Origin of the sequence: Aeromicrobium sp. YIM 150415 (genome assembly GCF_016918125.1) — a bacterium.
GTDB classification, from domain to species: Bacteria; Actinomycetota; Actinomycetes; order Propionibacteriales; family Nocardioidaceae; genus Aeromicrobium; species Aeromicrobium piscarium.
Genome location: NZ_JAERWM010000010.1, coordinates 309,943 through 326,285, shown reverse-complemented (window position 1 = coordinate 326,285; position 16,343 = coordinate 309,943). Strand labels below are relative to the sequence as shown.

General features: G+C 67.9%; 18 protein-coding genes. 7 read left to right on the top strand and 11 right to left on the bottom strand.

The genetic code is table 11. From position 1 onward, the window contains the following. Window positions 1–160 precede the first annotated feature (160 nt). From JL108_RS07300 to JL108_RS07290, 3 genes are all read left to right on the top strand, one after another. Window positions 161–709, top strand: coding sequence for a hypothetical protein (locus tag JL108_RS07300; RefSeq protein ID WP_205197654.1), 549 nt, complete (start codon window positions 161–163; stop codon window positions 707–709). 121 nt (window positions 710–830) lie between these two features. After that, the gene (locus JL108_RS07295; RefSeq protein ID WP_205197653.1) at window positions 831–1,289 is read left to right on the top strand and encodes a hypothetical protein; all 459 of its coding nucleotides are present in this window, start codon (window positions 831–833) and stop codon (window positions 1,287–1,289) included. A 700-nt stretch (window positions 1,290–1,989) separates the two neighbouring features. Then, window positions 1,990–2,292: a DUF6112 family protein gene (locus tag JL108_RS07290; RefSeq protein WP_205197652.1), complete on the top strand. Its 303-nt coding sequence runs from the start codon at window positions 1,990–1,992 to the stop codon at window positions 2,290–2,292. A 183-nt stretch (window positions 2,293–2,475) separates the two neighbouring features. Here the strand turns inward: JL108_RS07290 and JL108_RS07285 are convergent, their stop codons facing one another. Then, window positions 2,476–2,910 carry a hypothetical protein gene (locus tag JL108_RS07285; protein WP_205197651.1) on the bottom strand — a complete coding sequence of 145 codons (435 nt, stop codon included), beginning with the start codon at window positions 2,908–2,910 and terminating at the stop codon, window positions 2,476–2,478. Between the two features lie 345 nt (window positions 2,911–3,255). On the opposite strand from JL108_RS07285, the gene JL108_RS07280 reads away from it, so the two are divergent. Next, a complete protein-coding gene (locus tag JL108_RS07280; protein ID WP_205197650.1) occupies window positions 3,256–3,648 on the top strand; it encodes a hypothetical protein in 393 nt (130 codons plus the stop codon). 9 nt (window positions 3,649–3,657) lie between these two features. Here JL108_RS07280 and JL108_RS20435 read toward each other — a convergent pair whose 3' ends face one another. The 8 genes from JL108_RS20435 to JL108_RS07240 all read right to left on the bottom strand — a co-directional run bounded on the left by JL108_RS20435 (window position 3,658) and on the right by JL108_RS07240 (window position 10,297). Further along, window positions 3,658–4,773: a PP2C family protein-serine/threonine phosphatase gene (locus JL108_RS20435; RefSeq protein WP_205197649.1), complete on the bottom strand. Its 1,116-nt coding sequence runs from the start codon at window positions 4,771–4,773 to the stop codon at window positions 3,658–3,660. Between the two features lie 44 nt (window positions 4,774–4,817). After that, window positions 4,818–5,477 (bottom strand): heme oxygenase (biliverdin-producing), encoded by a 660-nt coding sequence (locus JL108_RS07270; protein ID WP_205197648.1) that lies wholly within the window; start codon window positions 5,475–5,477, stop codon window positions 4,818–4,820. Between the two features lie 139 nt (window positions 5,478–5,616). Continuing rightward, window positions 5,617–6,183 (bottom strand): TetR/AcrR family transcriptional regulator, encoded by a 567-nt coding sequence (locus JL108_RS07265; protein ID WP_205197647.1) that lies wholly within the window; start codon window positions 6,181–6,183, stop codon window positions 5,617–5,619. Window positions 6,184–6,192: 9 nt separating this feature from the next. Then, window positions 6,193–7,014, bottom strand: a complete 822-nt coding sequence (locus JL108_RS07260; RefSeq protein WP_205197646.1) for an Fpg/Nei family DNA glycosylase — start codon at window positions 7,012–7,014, stop codon at window positions 6,193–6,195. After that, window positions 7,007–7,465: a ribose-5-phosphate isomerase gene (locus JL108_RS07255; protein ID WP_143912944.1), complete on the bottom strand. Its 459-nt coding sequence runs from the start codon at window positions 7,463–7,465 to the stop codon at window positions 7,007–7,009. Before JL108_RS07255 ends, JL108_RS07260 begins: the two co-directional genes overlap by 8 nt. Before the next feature lie 37 nt (window positions 7,466–7,502). Then, a complete protein-coding gene (locus tag JL108_RS07250) occupies window positions 7,503–8,393 on the bottom strand; it encodes an alpha/beta hydrolase (RefSeq protein ID WP_205197645.1) in 891 nt (296 codons plus the stop codon). Window positions 8,394–8,537: 144 nt separating this feature from the next. After that, window positions 8,538–9,149 (bottom strand): DsbA family protein, encoded by a 612-nt coding sequence (locus JL108_RS07245; RefSeq protein ID WP_205197644.1) that lies wholly within the window; start codon window positions 9,147–9,149, stop codon window positions 8,538–8,540. Beyond that, window positions 9,146–10,297, bottom strand: a complete 1,152-nt coding sequence (locus JL108_RS07240) for a glutamate--cysteine ligase (RefSeq protein ID WP_221933648.1) — start codon at window positions 10,295–10,297, stop codon at window positions 9,146–9,148. The genes JL108_RS07245 and JL108_RS07240 overlap by 4 nt, the downstream gene beginning before the upstream one ends. Before the next feature lie 70 nt (window positions 10,298–10,367). On the opposite strand from JL108_RS07240, the gene pepN reads away from it, so the two are divergent. Continuing rightward, complete coding sequence (gene pepN / locus JL108_RS07235; protein WP_205197643.1) at window positions 10,368–12,887, top strand: aminopeptidase N; 2,520 nt, start codon at window positions 10,368–10,370, stop codon at window positions 12,885–12,887. Between the two features lie 79 nt (window positions 12,888–12,966). Here the strand turns inward: pepN and JL108_RS07230 are convergent, their stop codons facing one another. Next, window positions 12,967–13,233, bottom strand: coding sequence for a hypothetical protein (locus JL108_RS07230; protein WP_143912949.1), 267 nt, complete (start codon window positions 13,231–13,233; stop codon window positions 12,967–12,969). Between the two features lie 33 nt (window positions 13,234–13,266). Between JL108_RS07230 and JL108_RS07225 the strand changes: the two genes are divergently transcribed. After that, window positions 13,267–14,169 (top strand): mechanosensitive ion channel family protein, encoded by a 903-nt coding sequence (locus JL108_RS07225; protein ID WP_205197642.1) that lies wholly within the window; start codon window positions 13,267–13,269, stop codon window positions 14,167–14,169. Window positions 14,170–14,248: 79 nt separating this feature from the next. Beyond that, window positions 14,249–14,632, top strand: a complete 384-nt coding sequence (locus tag JL108_RS07220) for a globin (protein ID WP_205197641.1) — start codon at window positions 14,249–14,251, stop codon at window positions 14,630–14,632. An 89-nt stretch (window positions 14,633–14,721) separates the two neighbouring features. On the opposite strand, the gene JL108_RS07215 is transcribed toward JL108_RS07220, so the two are convergent. Beyond that, window positions 14,722–16,338: a thiamine pyrophosphate-binding protein gene (locus tag JL108_RS07215; protein ID WP_205197640.1), complete on the bottom strand. Its 1,617-nt coding sequence runs from the start codon at window positions 16,336–16,338 to the stop codon at window positions 14,722–14,724. Window positions 16,339–16,343 lie beyond the last annotated feature (5 nt).

Sequence of the window (16,343 nt, the reverse complement as noted above, 5' to 3'; positions counted from 1 at the left end):
ATATGAACTTCGGTGGCCGGACCAAGTAGCTCCGAACGGGCCCCTGGGCATTGGAAAACGCTGGTGCCGAGCCATCGTGCCGAGTCGTTCACTTCACGCACCCCTCGGCAGCCTAAGGCTTCAAGAAAGGAAGATTGCAATGTCACAAAAGAGAAAGGTTATGGCGTCGGTCGCCACCTTTGCCGCACTCGGAGCCGCTGCGGGCGGACTGTCCGCAGCGGGCCTCCTACCTGCGACCGCAGGTGATGGCGCGGAACGGGCGGAATCGACGCAGGAAGATTTCTACAACTCCGCCGAACTGCCTCAACGTTACGCTGAGGCACTCGAAGACTTCGAAGGCGACTTTCCGAAGTCAACTGTGACGCAGGAGGTTCTGCAGGCGAGATCACAGATGGGAGCAGCACTTCCTGCCGATGCCGGGAAGGCGAACGTCGAGGACGGACTCGAGGATGTGATGGCCGCCGAGACGTGGCTGTGCGCGTGGCAGGGCGAGCTGCTTGACGCCGCAGCGAACGACGACCAGGAGGGCGTGCGCGACGCCGGAGAACAGCTCCGAGGCTGGTACGACCTGGAGGCCGTCAAGGAGTGGGTGGTCGACCCCGGGAAGCAGTGGGAAAAGACCATCTTGGAGCCGGCGCTCGACGGTGACACCGGGCCGATGCAGTCCTTGATGGACATGTGCTACCCCGGCAATTCCGCGCAGGAGTAGTCCACACTTTTCGCCGAGTCGAACGAAGCTAAGACCCGTCTGCGACGGGCCGATAGCCCTTTCCTTGGACTCGACTCTGAATTCATATCTGCAAGCATCAGCATAGTCTTTAGGTGACCTTATGTTTACTAGCAACTCCCCCAGTATTGGGGCAAAGATTGTCGGATTCTTGGTCGGATCGATTCTGGCCTTTGGACTCGTCGTGGCGGTCGAGAAACCCAGCTACGCCGCTAGTTCACCGATCAGCGGTACCGTAGACGCCAACCTTGTGACGTACTACGGCACCACCCGCTTCCACGGAGTGGCGACGTTCCCAATGAGCGCCAGACTCGATACAACAAACGAGTCGTGCAGCGCTGGGGGTAACTTCGGCTTCGCTACGTACGCCCCGAACGGCAACTGGGTCACCGGCTGGGTCACGTGGCCACTAAAGATCGGAAACGCAAGCTATGGAACCACCAAAGCCTGGGGTTACTACGCGCCTACCTACTTCCGGATGGCGGCCAAGAACCACGGTGGCTGGTGTGGCAACCCCGCGATCGATAGCTGGACTAGTTTCACTGGCGCGGTGAACTACTGACCTCAAGTGTTCGTGAGCCGGCAGCATCGCCCAAGGCGGCTCAGGAACACACTGTAGGCCGGCGGCTTTCTCGACAGTCCCCCAGATCTGTCGAGAAAGTCGCCTTGTGCCCGGCAAGGATCTGCCGTGTCCAGCGCTGTAGACATCTGCGGGTAGGAGGTGCTGCTGCCATCGAGGTGTCCGCTCACGGCTGGAACTGGCGTGACGGCTCGCCCGATAGTCGCTGATCCCAGGACGTCACCGGCGACCAGCGCAGCGATGGGTGACAGTTCTGGTGCAGAGCCCAAGGTCTCGTTGCCGGGCAAACTCTTGGTACTGACGGTGCGATCTCAAGACCGCCCAGGACCTACGTACGGCTTTCCCACCCGGTGTTGAACTCAGGTGCCTGTCCACCCGACGTCGCACCTCGTCTGCGACATTGGCTTCTCGAACTCCGCCCATTCTGCTCGCTTCATGTCGTGATGGGCATTCTCCTACCTGCTTCGCTATCGCCGCGACCAAGTAATCACCCGCCGTCCGAGCGCGGATGGCGGGTGATTACTTTCGTGGGCCGTTTCAGCGCACATCAATCCTCTTTTGTCCCTGTAGGGTACTCGACTGCTCGTTCGTCGCAGTCACCCCTGTGCCCGGCGTTGGGGACATCTGTGGGTAGGAGGCGCCGCCAGCGAGGGCGGCGTCCGCTCATAGTAGGGAACGGGCGATGTCTGATGTGACGGCTCGGCTGGTTGTCGCTGACCCAGGGGTGTCACCGAATACGACGGGGCTGCCTGGCTTGGATGTGCTGCGTGAGATCGGGGGTGCCCTGCTGACGTTCGGGTTGGTGTTTTCGCTGATCGGGCTGGTGGTCAGCGCGATCGTCATGGCGGTAGGCAGCGTCGCGAAGAACGGCCGTATGGCCGACATGGGTAAGACCGGAGCAATGTGGTCGCTGGTCGCTGCGGTGATCATCGGCGGCGCGAACGCCTTGATCACGCTCTTCTCTGCAATGGGGTCGAGGATCTGACTGAACCGCCCCGGCTGTGGCTCTGTCGGCGGAGTCTCTGCCTTCCAAGCAGAATGTTGCGGGTTCGAGTCCCGTCTTCCGCTCCACCTCCCCCGTTCGGCACCGCCGAGCGGGGGTTCGTCATCTCAGGAGTCCACGCGAGCCATCCGGTTTCCCCACCACGTCAACGCAGGACGACGGCGCTCACGACCAGGTGAGAGCGTTCCCGGCACGGTAGACGGTAACCGCGATCGGCGGCTCGATCGCGAAGGTGACCCCGCCGTCTCGCGCTTGGGCCAGGGCCGCGTCGCGGTCCGCCACCGGCAGCCGCGGCGCGTGGAAGACGTGCGCGAACCCGACGACGCGCCTGGCCACGCGCACCGGCAGGTGACGTGAGCTAGTGGTCGTCGAGAAGGTCTCGTCGTCGCCGTGCTCGATGTGCAGCGTCACCGTCGTGGGATGCGGATCGGCGCGGGCGATCGGCTTGGGGTTGATCACCACCGTCGCGGCCACGATCCGGCCCGGCGCAGCTCCCTCGGCCCGAGCCCGCACCCTCCAGGAGCGACCCCAGTTGGTCCAGGCGATCGCCACCATGGCCACCGCGGCGAACACCGTCGGGACGAGCAACTTGATCTCCATGTGACTCCGGTGCAGCGCGGGTGAGGACGGTGTGGATGCCAGTCAACACCACACCGGATCATCGGGTCGCACCGAGGGGATGGTGTCTTAGGACGAGCGTCGGTTCTCGCGCCGGTAACGCAGCACCAGGACGAGCAACACCATGAGGTTGACTGACAGCAAGACGGCCAGTCCCACCAGCACGATCGTCATGGCTCTCTCCCTCGGCCTCCCTCGACGCCGGCTCCGACGATGCCACGGCAGGTGCCGCCCACTCGCTCAAGACGGCACATCTCACCCGCAGATTCACCCCGTCACCGCGCGGCTGCTTGTGCCCGAGGCCGATCGCTGCCACGCTGCGGAGTCATGTCCGATCCCTCCGCCCCGGCGCCGACCGGCTTCATCGAGCTGACCCTGCAAGGGTCGGCGGTCACCGCCACCCCGGTCACGCCTTCGGTGCGCGTCAACGGGTATCCGATGCGCGTCGCCTACGGCGCCAACCGGCTGGCGATGCCCCCGGGACGCGCCTTCATCGAGGTCGACTGCCAGTGGATGCTCACCTACGGCAAGGCCAGTATCGATGTCGAGGTCCCCGCGCACGGCTCCGTTCCGGTGTTCTATGCCCCGCCGTACCACCAGTTCTCGCGTGGGGCGATCGGCACCGAGCCACAGAAGCGTCCCGGCCTCGCCGGCGTCTTCGGCATCCTCGGCGGGATCGTCCTCGTGCTCACTCTCCTGGTGCTGATCGCGGTTCTCTGACGCGAGGGATCAGCGCGCGGACAGGCGTTCGACCATGAGCAGCGCTCGATCGTCATCGCGAGTCGGCACGCGATCGAGCACGCGTCCCGCGGCTCCCGGGAAGCCTTGGCGGATGGCCTCGCGGGCGGTGTCCTGGAGCCAGGCGATCCCACCCGCGATATCGCGGTGGCGTGTCTCGACCACGCCATCGGTGTACAGCATCAGCGCCTCACCCGGCTCGAGCACGCCCTCGCTCGGTGAGAACTCCGGTCGAGACGTGACCCCGAGCGCCATGCCGGTCGCCTCGTCCACGCGCCAGAGATTGGTGCGCGAGCACCACCGCAGCGCGGGCGGATGCCCCGCATTGACGATCGAGTAGCGACCCGTCGACAGGTCGATGATGACGTAGGCGGCCGTCGCGAAGCCGTCGTTCCAGCGCTGCCGCAGCAGATAGTCGTTCGCCGCGGCCACGAGGCCCAGCGGCGGAAGGGACCCGATGAGCCCACCGAGAGCCCCGGCTACCTGCAGCGACTTGGTGCCCGCCTCGACCCCCTTGCCCCAGAGGTCGACGAGGATGAGCTCCAGCCGACGTCCGTCCGGCGACAGATCGGCGACCACGAAGTCACCGGCATAGCTGGTACCTCCCGCCGAGCGGATCTGCTGCTCTGCGCGCCACCCCGCCGGCAACTCCGGCACATGGCCCTGAGCGAGGAGCCGGTCACGCAACTCGGCCAGCATGTGCTGACCCAGCGGAGCGGGCAGCTCACTGCGGTTGATCCGCGCCACGTACAACTGCAGGAGAGCGACCAGGACGACGATCGCTACCGTCGCGATCCGCCCGGTGGCGAAACCCGAACGCTCCGTCTCCATCGCCGCCGCCGCGACAGCTCCGATGAGCGCCACCGCTGTGAGCGTGGCGAGTGGCTTCCACCTGAGCAGGAGCCCGCCGACCACGATCGGCACGAGGAAGGAGACCGCCGGGAAGATGTGATACCAGGCGACCGATGCGAAGAAGATCAACACGGTCGCCGCGATGAGCAGCGAGAGCACTCCCGACTGGCCCTGCGCGCTACCGACGCGCCAGGCGGCGATGCGGTCGTCGGCATGACGCAACGACGCCCGCCAGGTCCCCTCGATCTTGCCCACGCACGAACTCTAGCGTCCGTATCGTCCTCGTGGACGTGCTCGGATCATCGGGACCAGCGATCGAGGTCAGCCGAGAGCTCGGAGAAGATCGCCTCGTTGAGGCCGAAGACGACCTTGACCTCGTCGAGAATGCGCTGCTGCTCCGCACTGTCGAGAGACAGTGCATCGAGCCGCGCCCGGTAGGCGTCCTTATAGGGCTTGGGCTTGGGGATCTCATCGAAGGCGTAGAACTCCACGCCCGCAGTGGTCTCCAACTCGTAGGCGCGTCCCAGGATGCGCCCGATGGCCTGGCCGCCCGAGAGGTCACCGAGGTAACGCGTGTAGTGGTGCGCAACGAAGAGACCGCCCCAGCTCGCCGACGCCTCGACGCGCTCGACATAGCGCTCCGTCGCCGGGGACTCGACCACGATCTCGCGCCAGCCGGCCCCGGCCCAGTGGTCCAGGTCGGCCGCGAGAGAGGCGCTGCGCTCGAGCGCCGGGTCGATCACGGCACTCGCGATCGGGTCGTCCGCGAGCCGGCGCGCGACCGACTCGAGGGCCGCGTAGACGCGCTGGAGACGCAGCAGGTAGGCGGTGTAGCCCTCCGGGCTGATCCGTCCCTCCAACATGACCGACATGAAGGACGATCCCTCGGCCGAGGTGTGTTCGGCCTTCGATCCGTCGCGCAACAGGGTCGACAGCGATTCGGTCGCGGTGAGGGTCATGGCGTCTCCGGAGTCCTCGAAAGATTAACTGACACTACGTCATATTAATCTGACATTCCGTCATGTCAATAGCAACAGCATGTCAGCTTACGCGACGATTGTATGGTATGCCTAACCTCAGCACCAGACCCGTGGCCGCTCAGCGGACGCCGACGGCGCGCAGCACGAAGGAGGCCGCTGCGTCGGCCTCGACCGCGGGACCCACCTGGAGGGTCGCGTGAATGAGCGCGATGGTGGTATCGACATCCTCCACCTGGAAGACCCCCGCGGCCATCCCCTGGTGCAGCAGCGCGCGCACCGCCCGCTCCACGAGCCGCACATGCTTGCGGATCTCCACCATCGAATCGGCAGAGAGCACGCCGTAGAGCGCCGGTCCGAGACCGAAATGCAAGGACTGGCGCATCCGCAGGTGATGCTCGACGTAGATGCGCAGTCCGGCTATCGGGTCCTCCACGCCGTCGAGCGCATCGTCGAGCTCCTCGAGATAGCGATCGGTCTCATCGGCCGCGAAGGCCAGAACGATCGACTCCTTGTCGGGGAAGTGGTTGTAGATCGCCGTCCGGCTCACTCCGGCCGCGCTCGCGATCTCCGCCAGGGTCACCTGATCGTAGGGACGATCGGCCACCAGCTCGGCGAAGGCCTCGAAGACCTGTCGGCGCACGCGAGCACGGTGCTCCGTGAGGGTACGTCCCTGGATCTTCGGCATGCTGGCAATCTACCGCGCGCCATCGCCGGAAGGCTGACACCTCGGACACCAGAACAGGTTCCGGGCCCCCACGACTCGGGTGAGCACCGACTCGCCGCAGATCCAGCACGGCTGGCCGTCGCGTCGATACACGTAGACCTCGCCACCGTGATCGTCCTGGCGCGGCGGGCGGCCCATCGCCTCCGGCTCGTGCTCGGGCCGCACCGTGTCGATCCGGCCGGTCCGCACCCCCTCGCGCATGAGCAGCACGAGATCGGCCCAGATCGCCTCGAGAGCAAGTACCGAGAGCGACCGTCCCGGGGTGAGCGGGTCGATGCCGTGGCGGAAGAGGACCTCGGCCCGGTACACATTGCCGACGCCCGCGATGACCGACTGGTCCATCAGCAGCGTCGCGATGGCCGCCCTCGACCGCAGCACCCGAGCCACGAAGGCGTCCCGATCGGCGTCACCGCGCAGCGGATCGGGGCCGAGGCGATCGAGGATCACCGCGACCTCGTCCGGGGTGAGCGCCTCACACGCGGTGGGACCGCGCAGATCGGCGGTCATGCTGCCGTCGCTGAGCCTCCACCGCACCTGTCCGGTGACCATCGGCACGCCGGGGGCGAAGCGGAAGGACCCGTAGAGGCCCAGATGGACGTGCACCTGTTCGGCGACCCCGACGAAACCGACGAAGAGGTGCTTGCCCCACGCCTCGGCGTGATCCAGGGTCTGGCCGTCCAGCATCGCGGCCCCCACGAAACGCCCCTGTGGCGACCCTGAGGCGACCACCCGGCTCCCGAAGGCGGCGGCCAGCTCTCCGGCGAGGCGCTGGAGAGTGTGCCCCTCAGGCAAACGAGCCCGTCTCCTCGTAGCGCGCGAGCAGGTCGATACGCCGTTGGTGCCGGTCGGCCTCGCTCCACGGGGTCGCGAGGAAGGCGGCGACGATGGCCTCGACCTCCTCGACGCTATGCTGCCGAGCTCCGATGCCGATGATCTGCGCGTTGTTGTGCTGGCGTGCCAGCTCGGCCGTCTCCACGCTCCAGGCGAGGGCCGCGCGGGCACCCTTGACCTTGTTGGCGGCGATCTGCTCGCCATTGCCCGATCCCCCGATGACGAGGCCGAGCGACCCCGGCTCGGCCACGGTGGCCTCGGCGGCCGCCACGCAGAAGGGCGGGTAGTCGTCGTCCGCATCGTAGGCGAAGGCGCCGTGGTCCACCGGCTCGTGACCGTGCTCGGTCAGCCAGGCGATCAGATGGGTCTTGAGCTCGAAGCCGGCGTGATCCGCCGCGACATGAACGCGCATGGGCCCAGTATCCCAACCCGCCCTCCGACCGAGGCAGTCACCCGTTGAGTGTGGCGGCGGCGTCGAGCACTGCGCCCGCCATGACGACGAGGTCCTGCGCGGAGTCGAAGGTCTGGGGCTGGCGCCAGAAGGAATGCACCATTCCCTGGGCTCGCCAGCCGGTCGCCCGCACGCCGGCCTCCGCCAGACGCGTGACGTAGGCCTCGCCCTGGTCGTGCAAGGCGTCGTGCTCCGCCGTGACGACCATCGCGGGTGGGAGACGCCCCGGCTCGGGTGCCCGGAGCACAGCCACCTCGGGATGGTCGAAGGCTCCCTCGGCGTACGCACTCCACATCCATCTCATGGAGGCCGCATCGAGCGCGGCGTTGTCATCGTCCGGGTCCAGCTCCACACGCGGGTCGGTGGCCGGGTACAGCAACAGCTGGAAGTCCAGGAGCGTGGGATCGCGCACACAGGCCCCCGCCACGAGATTGCCGCCGGCCGAGTCCCCGATGCCGGGCAGGAAGGAGGCATCCATGTCGTGCCCCGAGGCCTCCCGTCGCAGCCACCGTGCCGCGGTGACCACGTCGTCCAGCGGAGCGGGATACGGGTGCTCGGGAGCCCGGCGATAGTCCACCGCGAGCAGCGCCCACCCGGTCGTGGAGGCGAGATAGCGACAGAACGCATCATGGGTCTCCAGATCGTGCATGACCCATCCCCCGCCATGCACGTACAGCGCGACCGGCGCACCGCCGCGCGGACGGTAGAGACGGACCGGCACGCCATCGGCGTCGAGATCATCGACATGGTCGATGCGCACACTCTCGGAGCGGGCGGCGAGAGCAGCCGCACGTGCCTGTCGGCGCTGCTCCACGAGGTCGATCTCGGCCGGGTCGGTCGGCTCGCCCAGCTCGGAGAGCATCCGGCGGGCTTGGGGGTGCAGGGCCATGGCGCGAGTATCTCAACCATCCGTGACCGTCACCCCCGGTGGAGGTAGGCCATCAACCCCATCCGTCCCCGATAACGTTGATCAGCTACCGCCACCGGGGACGAGAGGTTGATCAGCTACCGCCGCCACCGGGTGCCCGCGGGATCAGTCGAAGATGGGGTCGCGGGTCCGAGTGCGCTTGAGCTCGAAGAAGCCCTCGTAGCCGGCGAGCAGCCGAGCGCCGTCCCAGACCTTGCCGGCATCCTCGCCCGTGGGCGCGGGGCTCAGGACCGGGCCGAAGAAGGCGACTCCCGCGATCGCGATGACCGGTGTGCCGACCTCCTCGCCCACCAGCCCGATGCCCTCGGCGTGGGACGCGCGGATCGCGTCGTCGTACTGCGGGTCGTCGGCAGCATCGGCGAGCGACGCGGGCAGGCCGACCTCCTCCAGCGCCTCGACGAAGACCTCGCGATCGTAGTCGCGACCGCCGGGATGCCGCCGGTTTCCGAGTGCCGTGTAGAGATCGCGCAGGATCTCCGGGCCGGACTGGTCGGCGGCCGCCTGGCAGACGCGCACCGGCCCCATCGCGGTCTTGAGCATCTCCCGGTAGTCCTCCGGGATGTCCTTGTCCTCGTTGAGCACGGCGAGGCTCATGATGTGGAACCGGGTGTGAACATCGCGCACCTGCTCCACCTCGAGCATCCAGCGCGATGTCATCCACGCCCACGGGCACAGCGGGTCGAACCAGAAATCCACGGTCTCGCGTTGTTCGGTCACAGCTCTACCTCCACAGGTCGGCCCGCGCGCATCTCCGCGACGAGCGATCGGACGACGGCGTCCAAGGCACCGCCACCGCGCGCGGCGACCTGGCGCTGGCGTTGATAGGACGCCCCCGACTCCATGATGGCGCGCACTCCCGAGAGTTCGGTGGCGCACCCGAGATCCTCGGCGACGGGCTCCAGCATCGGCAGCACGCGCTCGGTCAGATCGGTGGTCACGAGATCCTCATCGCCGTCCTCGTCGAGGATCAGGATCGTGTCCATGCCGTAGCGCGCGGAACGCCACTTGTTCTCCTGCGCGAACCACGACGGCAGGGTGGGCGTCGGCCGCCCTGCGTCCAGCTCGCGCGAGTAGTGCTCGACGAGGCACTGGGTGAGCGCCGCGATGGCACCGAGCTCCGCGATCGTCGGGATGCCGTCGCAGACCCGGACCTCGATGGTCCCGAACTTCGGCGAGGGCCGGATATCCCACCGGATCTCCTCGAAGATGTCGATGACCCCGGTCTTCAGCATGTCGTCGACATAGCGCTCCAGCTGCGGCCACTCGTCGAAGCCGAAGGGGAGGCCTGCCGTCGGCAGCTGTTGGAACATCAGCGCGCGGTTCGAGGCGTACCCGGTGTCCTCACCGCCCCAGAAGGGAGAGGATGCGCTGAGCGCCTGCAGATGTCCGTAATAGGCCATGAGCGCGCGACTGATCGGCAGGACCTTGTCACGGTCCTCGATGCCGACGTGAATGTGCACGCCGTAGATGAGCATCTGGCGCCCCCACCACTGCGTGCGGTCGATGAGGGTGGCGTACCGCTGCTTGTCGGTCACCTTCTGCTGGGTCCAGCGGGCGAACGGGTGCGTGCCCGCGCACATCAGCTCGACCCGCAGCGGGTCGAGGATCGGACGCAGCAGCTCGAGGCTGCGGCCCAGATCCGCGGTCGCCTCGCCGACGGTGTGACAGACATCCGTGACGATCTCCACCGTGTTGAGCAGCAGCTCCTGTTTGACATTGGGGTGCTCCCGGCCGTCCGGGCCCGCGAGGGCATCGAGCACCGTCTGCGCGACTTGGCGCAGATCACCGGAGTCCGCGTCGACGAGCGCCAGCTCCCACTCGATGCCGACGGTCGAGCGCTCCGAGGTCGCGAACCCGATCTCCACGTCCACCATCCTGCCCGATACGCCGTCACCCTGCGGGGCCGCGCAGTGGTGTTGGTGCGAGAGTAGGGGTATGCCCGGCACCAATCTCACCCGCGAAGAAGCCCGCGCCCGCGCATCGGTGGTCCAGACCCAGACCTACGATGTCGCGCTCGACCTGACCCTCGACTCGAGCGAACGCTTCGGCTCCACCACGACGATCCGGTTCACCGCGACCGAGGGGGCCTCGACCTTCCTCGATCTGGTCGACGGTGAGATCAGCGCGATCACCCTCAACGGCACCAGCCTGGACCCCGCGCTCTACGCCGACAGCAGGATCCCGCTCGACGGCCTCGCCGCCGAGAACGAGGTGACGGTCGAGGCGACCTGCGCCTACTCGCATTCCGGCGAGGGTCTGCACCGCTTCGTCGACCCGACCGACGAGCGCGTCTACCTCTACACGCAGTTCGAGGTACCGGACGCCCGGCGGGTCTTCGCGACCTTCGAGCAGCCGGACCTCAAGGCCGAGTTCACCTTCCACGTCACGGCTCCCGAGCACTGGCAGGTCGTGAGCAACTCCCCCACACCCGAGCCGGAGGCCGTCCGCGAGGGCGTCGCCGTCTGGCACTTCGCGCCCACCGCGCGCATGTCGACCTACATCACAGCGCTCGTCGCCGGCGAGTACCACGTCGTGCGCGACACCTACGCCGGTGAGCACGGCGAGATCCCCCTCGGCGTCTTCTGCCGTCAGTCGCTCGTCGAGTTCCTCGACGCCGATGACATCATCGAGGTCACCCGTCAGGGCTTCGCCTTCTTCGAGCGGGCCTTCGAGATGGGGTACCCGTTCGGCAAGTACGACCAGCTCTTCGTGCCCGAGTACAATATGGGCGCGATGGAGAACGCGGGCTGTGTGACCTTCCGCGACGAGCTGATCTTCCGCAGCCGCCAGACGGTCGCCGCCTACGAGCAGCGCGCCAACACGATCCTGCACGAGATGGCCCACATGTGGTTCGGCGATCTCGTGACGATGAAGTGGTGGGACGATCTCTGGCTCAACGAGTCCTTCGCCGAGTTCGCCTCGCATCACGCACAGGTCAACGCGACCCGCTTCACCGATGCCTGGACGGGCTTCACCAATGCCCGCAAGAACTGGGCCTACCGGCAGGATCAGCTGCCCTCGACCCACCCGATCGCGGCGGACAACTACGACCTGCACGCCGTCGAGGCGAACTTCGACGGCATCACCTACGCCAAGGGCGCCTCCGCGCTCAAGCAGTTGGTCGCCTGGGTGGGCGAGGAGGACTTCTTCGCCGGCCTGCGCGCGTACTTCGCCAAGCACGCGTACGGCAATACCGAGCTGCGCGATCTGCTCGTCGAGCTGGAGGCCGCCTCCGGACGCGAGCTGGACTCCTGGTCGGCCGAGTGGCTGCAGACCTCGGGCGTCAACACCTTGCGCGCCCGCTTCGAGACCGATGCCGAGGGCCGGTTCACCTCGTTCGCGGTGGAGCAGTCGGCCCACGCGGACTTCCCGACGCTGCGCCGTCACCGCATCGGGATCGGACTGTATGACGATGTCGACGGTGCCATCGTGCGCACCGACGCCGTCGAGGTGGACGTCTCCGGCGAGCTGACCGAGATCCCTGAGCTCGTCGGCAAGCCTCAGCCGGATCTCGTGCTGTTGAACGACGCCGATCTCACCTATGCCAAGATCCGCCTCGACGAGCGCTCGTTCGCGACCCTCCTCGGCGGCATCGGGGCCATCGACGACTCGCTGGCCCGTGCGCTGTGCTGGGGCGCGGCGTGGGACATGACCCGCGACGCCGAGCTCGGCTCGGCCGACTTCGTGCGGCTGGTGCTGTCCGGGGTCGGCACCGAGAGCGATCTGACCGCGGTCGGCTCGCTGCTGCGCCAGGGCACCACCGCGGTCTCCTCCTTCACCTCCGACGCACGGCGCGAGGAGCTGTCGCGCACCTGGGAGGAGGGGCTGTGGGCGCTGCTGACCTCCGCGGAGCCTGGCACCGATCACCAGCTCGCCTTCGCCCGCGCGCTCGCGGCTGCCGCCAGGACCCCGGACCGTGTCCGCGAGCTGCTCCATGACGGCATCGACGGGCTCACTGTCGACACCGACCTGCGGTGGACCTTCGTGACCGCTCTCGCCCGCCTCGGGGCGCTCGACGAGACCGCGATCGCCGCGGAGATCGACCGCGATCCGACGAACTCCGGCCGCGAGCGCGGCGCTGGAGCGCTGGCGATCCGTCCGGTCGCCGAGGCCAAGGAGGATGCCTGGCAGAAGGTCGCGGTCGACACGGCGACCCCGAACGAGACCCGGCGCAGCATCGCGGCGTCCTTCCAGGTCCATGGACAGGGCGAGCTGCTGGCTCCGTACGTCGAGCGCTACCTGGAGATGGCCGAGACGATCATCGACGAGCAGGGCGTGTGGATCGGCCAGATCGCGCTGATCTACTTGTTCCCCCTCGCCAACCCTTCGCAGGACACGCTCGATCGTGTCGATGCCTGGCTCGCCGACAACCGGGCCCCGGCGGCGGCGCTGCGTTACGTGAGGGAGGGGCGCGACGACCTCGCCCGCGCCCTGCGCGCCCGCGCGGTCAACTGAGCGAGATCACCTCGACCCACGACGGCCGGAATGCAGAAGGCCCCCCGCCATCCGGCGGGGGGCCTTCTCGTGGAGCGTGTCAGTGGTGGGCGTCGGCCTTCTCGACCTCGGTGGAGGGAGCCGGCGGGACGTAGTTGTTGCGGGCGGTCGCGGCACCGAAGATCCAGATGACCACGAACAGCGCCAGCGGGACGCCCGCGAAGATGCCGACGACGTACAGCGTGCTGAGCGACTCGCCCTGCTCCCAGGTGAAGGGGGCGGTCGAGGCGGCCGCCGGTCCGGCGGTGGCGACGAGGACGGCGGCCACAGCAGCCACCAGGGTCGTGAAGGCGCGGACGAGGCTCATGGGCCTATCGTATCGGCCGGTACGTTGGGAGCCATGCCTGACCTCGACTTCCTCAACGAGCCGTGGTTCCACCGCTTCGTCGAAGTACCGCTGCGGGCCATCATCATCATCGTCTTCGCGCTGGTACTGCGCTGGGTGGCCAATCGGCTGATCGACCGGCTGATCAGCCGAGCCGCCAAGGGGGCGATGCCCAATGCGATCGCCCAGACGAAGACCGGCACCAAGATGGCCGAACGCGGGGAGCCTGCCGCCCAACGGCGCCGCCAGCGCGCCGAAGCGACCGGATCATTGCTCAAGAGCATCGCGACCGGCATCATCCTCACCATCGCCGTCGTCACCATCCTGGCGAGCTTCGGCATCCCCGTCGCTCCCCTGCTGACCAGCGCCGGCATCGTCGGCGTCGCGCTCGGCTTCGGCGCGCAGACCCTCGTGAAGGACTTCCTCGCCGGCATCTCGATGATGCTGGAGGACCAGTACGGAGTCGGCGATGTCGTGGACCTCGGCGAGGCCGCCGGGACCGTGGAGTCCGTGGGACTGCGCGTCACACGACTGCGCGATGTCGACGGCACCGTCTGGTACGTGCGCAACGGCGAGATCCTCCGTGTCGGCAATTCGAGCCAGAACTGGGCCCGCACGGTCCTGGACATCACCGTCGCCTACGAGTCCGATCTGGACGAGGCGCAGCGCATCCTGCACGATGTCGCGAGCGAGATGTACGCCGAGAAGGCCTTCGAAGGCGTCATCATCGAACCCCCCGAGGTGTGGGGCGTCGAGCGCTTCGACAAGGACGGTGTCGTCGTGCGCGTGGTGCTCAAGACCGCTCCGCTCGAGCAGTGGGGTGTGGCCCGCGCCATGCGTCAGCGCGTCAAGCACCGCTTCGACGCGGCGGGCATCAGGATCCCGGTCACGATCGTTCCCCCCGGAGGCTATTCATGAGCGAGCGCAGCGAGCGAACCATCAGCACGTCCTCATGCCGGTACCGGCCTACCGTGCTCCTTCTTCAGGCGGTGCCGGCATGAGCGATGAGGAGAACTTCTACGAGGCGATCGGCGGGCGCGCCACCATCGAGCGCATCGTCAAGGTGTTCTACGCGGGTGTCGCGGAGGACGAGGTGCTGCGGCCGATGTACCCCGAGGAGGACCTCGGGCCGGCCGCCGAGCGGTTCACGATGTTCCTCGAGCAGTACTGGGGCGGTCCCACGACCTACTCCGAGCAACGAGGACATCCTCGGCTGCGGATGCGGCATGCGCCGTTCGCGGTCGACAGCGAGGCTCGTGACCACTGGCTCAAGCATTTCCGGGCCGGTCTCGACGCCGCCGGACTCGATCCCGAGCACGACGCGCGTTTCTGGGGCTATGCCCAGCACGCGGCCCAGTTCATGATCAACACCCCGGACTGAGCTCATCGCGGTCCCCCGTTGAGCGTGGGCACCGCCCTGGACGAAGCGAAGCGGAGTCCTCGAGAGGCACAGGGCGAGGCAGCAGCGGCTCATCGTCCGGGGTCGTGGCGCGGATCGGTCATCAGCTCCACGATCAGCGGCCGCCGGTCCATGCCGGCCACGAGATCGGGGATCGCACCGAGCTCCGCGAGCGAGGTGATCCGCACCGCATCGCAGCCCATCGCCTCGGCGATACGCGTGAAGTCGGCACCCGGCAGCAAGGACAGCGACGGGTCCAGGCCCGCATCGTCGAGATAGCGGTACTCCATCCCGTAGGCGCCGTCATTGCAGACGAGGACGACGAGCGGCACGCGATGGCGCACCGCCGTGACCAGCTCCTGGATACCCATCAGCCCGCCGCCGTCGCCCACGACGGCAACGGTGAGCCGCTCCGGCTCGGCCACGGCGGCACCGATGGCGGTCGCCAGGCCGAGGCCGATCGACGCGAAGTTCAGGGTGTGCACGAAGTGCCCGGCCCGGCCCACCTCGAGGTACTTCCAGGTCGGGTAGATGAACCGGCCGGTGTCCGACACCACCAGGCGATCGGCCGGCAGCAGGTCGTCGAGCTCGAGCATCGCCGACCGCAGGTCGACGCGACCATCGCCGCCGCGATCGGCGAAGGTCGCGCGCGGGTCGTACGCGGCGATCCGGGCGAGCATCCGCTCGTCGCGATAGCCGGAGAACTCGATCTCGTGGGCGGCCAGCGTGTCATGGAGGAGGCGTGCAGCCCGGTCGGCGTCGGCGAGGACCGGGACCTCGCCCGAGGTGCCGCCGAGGCGTGCGGGATCGTCATCGCAGCGGATGACCGTCGCGCCGTCGACGAGCCCGCCGTCGGCCGTCGTGAACCGGTTGAGGCCGGCGCCGAAGGCGATGATGCAGTCGGCCCGGCTGATCACCTCGGTGGCGACATCGGACCCCAGCGTGCCCATCACGCCGAGGTCGGCCGGATGGCCGGCGAACAGGCCCTTCGCCAACAACGTCGTGGCGAGCGGTGCGGACATCAGGTCTGCCAGCCGCGCGATGGCGGGCCCGGCCCCCGACTGCACGGCCCCACGCCCGGCCAGGACCACCGGCCGCCGCGCCGTCGCGAGGATGCCGAGCACCCGGTCGAGCTGGTCGGCATCGGGCGCCGGTGCCGACGTCGTGAACATCGTCGAGTCCGCCGGGTCCTCGTCGCCCGAGGATTGATCGAGGAGATCGACGGGGATGTCCACCACCACGGGGCTGCGTCCCACCTGTGCGAGGGCAGCCGCCTCTGCGACCAGGTGCCGCGCGGACCTCTGCGGTTCCAGCCGGAGGAAGGCGGCTCCGGCCAGCCGCGCCAACCCCTCGATGTCGAAGCGCTGGAAGTGGTCGACACCCGCCGGCGTGGATCCGGTGAGCAGCACGAGCGAACGGCGGGCACGCACCGCCTCGGTGAGCGCTGTCAGGGCATTGGTCAGACCCGGCCCGTGGGTCAGCGAGGCGAAGCCCACGCGCCCCGAGATCCGGGACCAGCCATCGGCCATCCCGACAGCGCCCGCCTCGTGGACGGCACCGAGGAACCGGCCGCCGTGCTCGTTGACGTAACGATCGACGATCCGCATGTTGGCATCGCCGATCAGCCCGAACAGCGGGCCGTGCTGATCGGCGATCGCGGCGGCGGCCGCCTCGTGCACTGTCTCCATGGCTC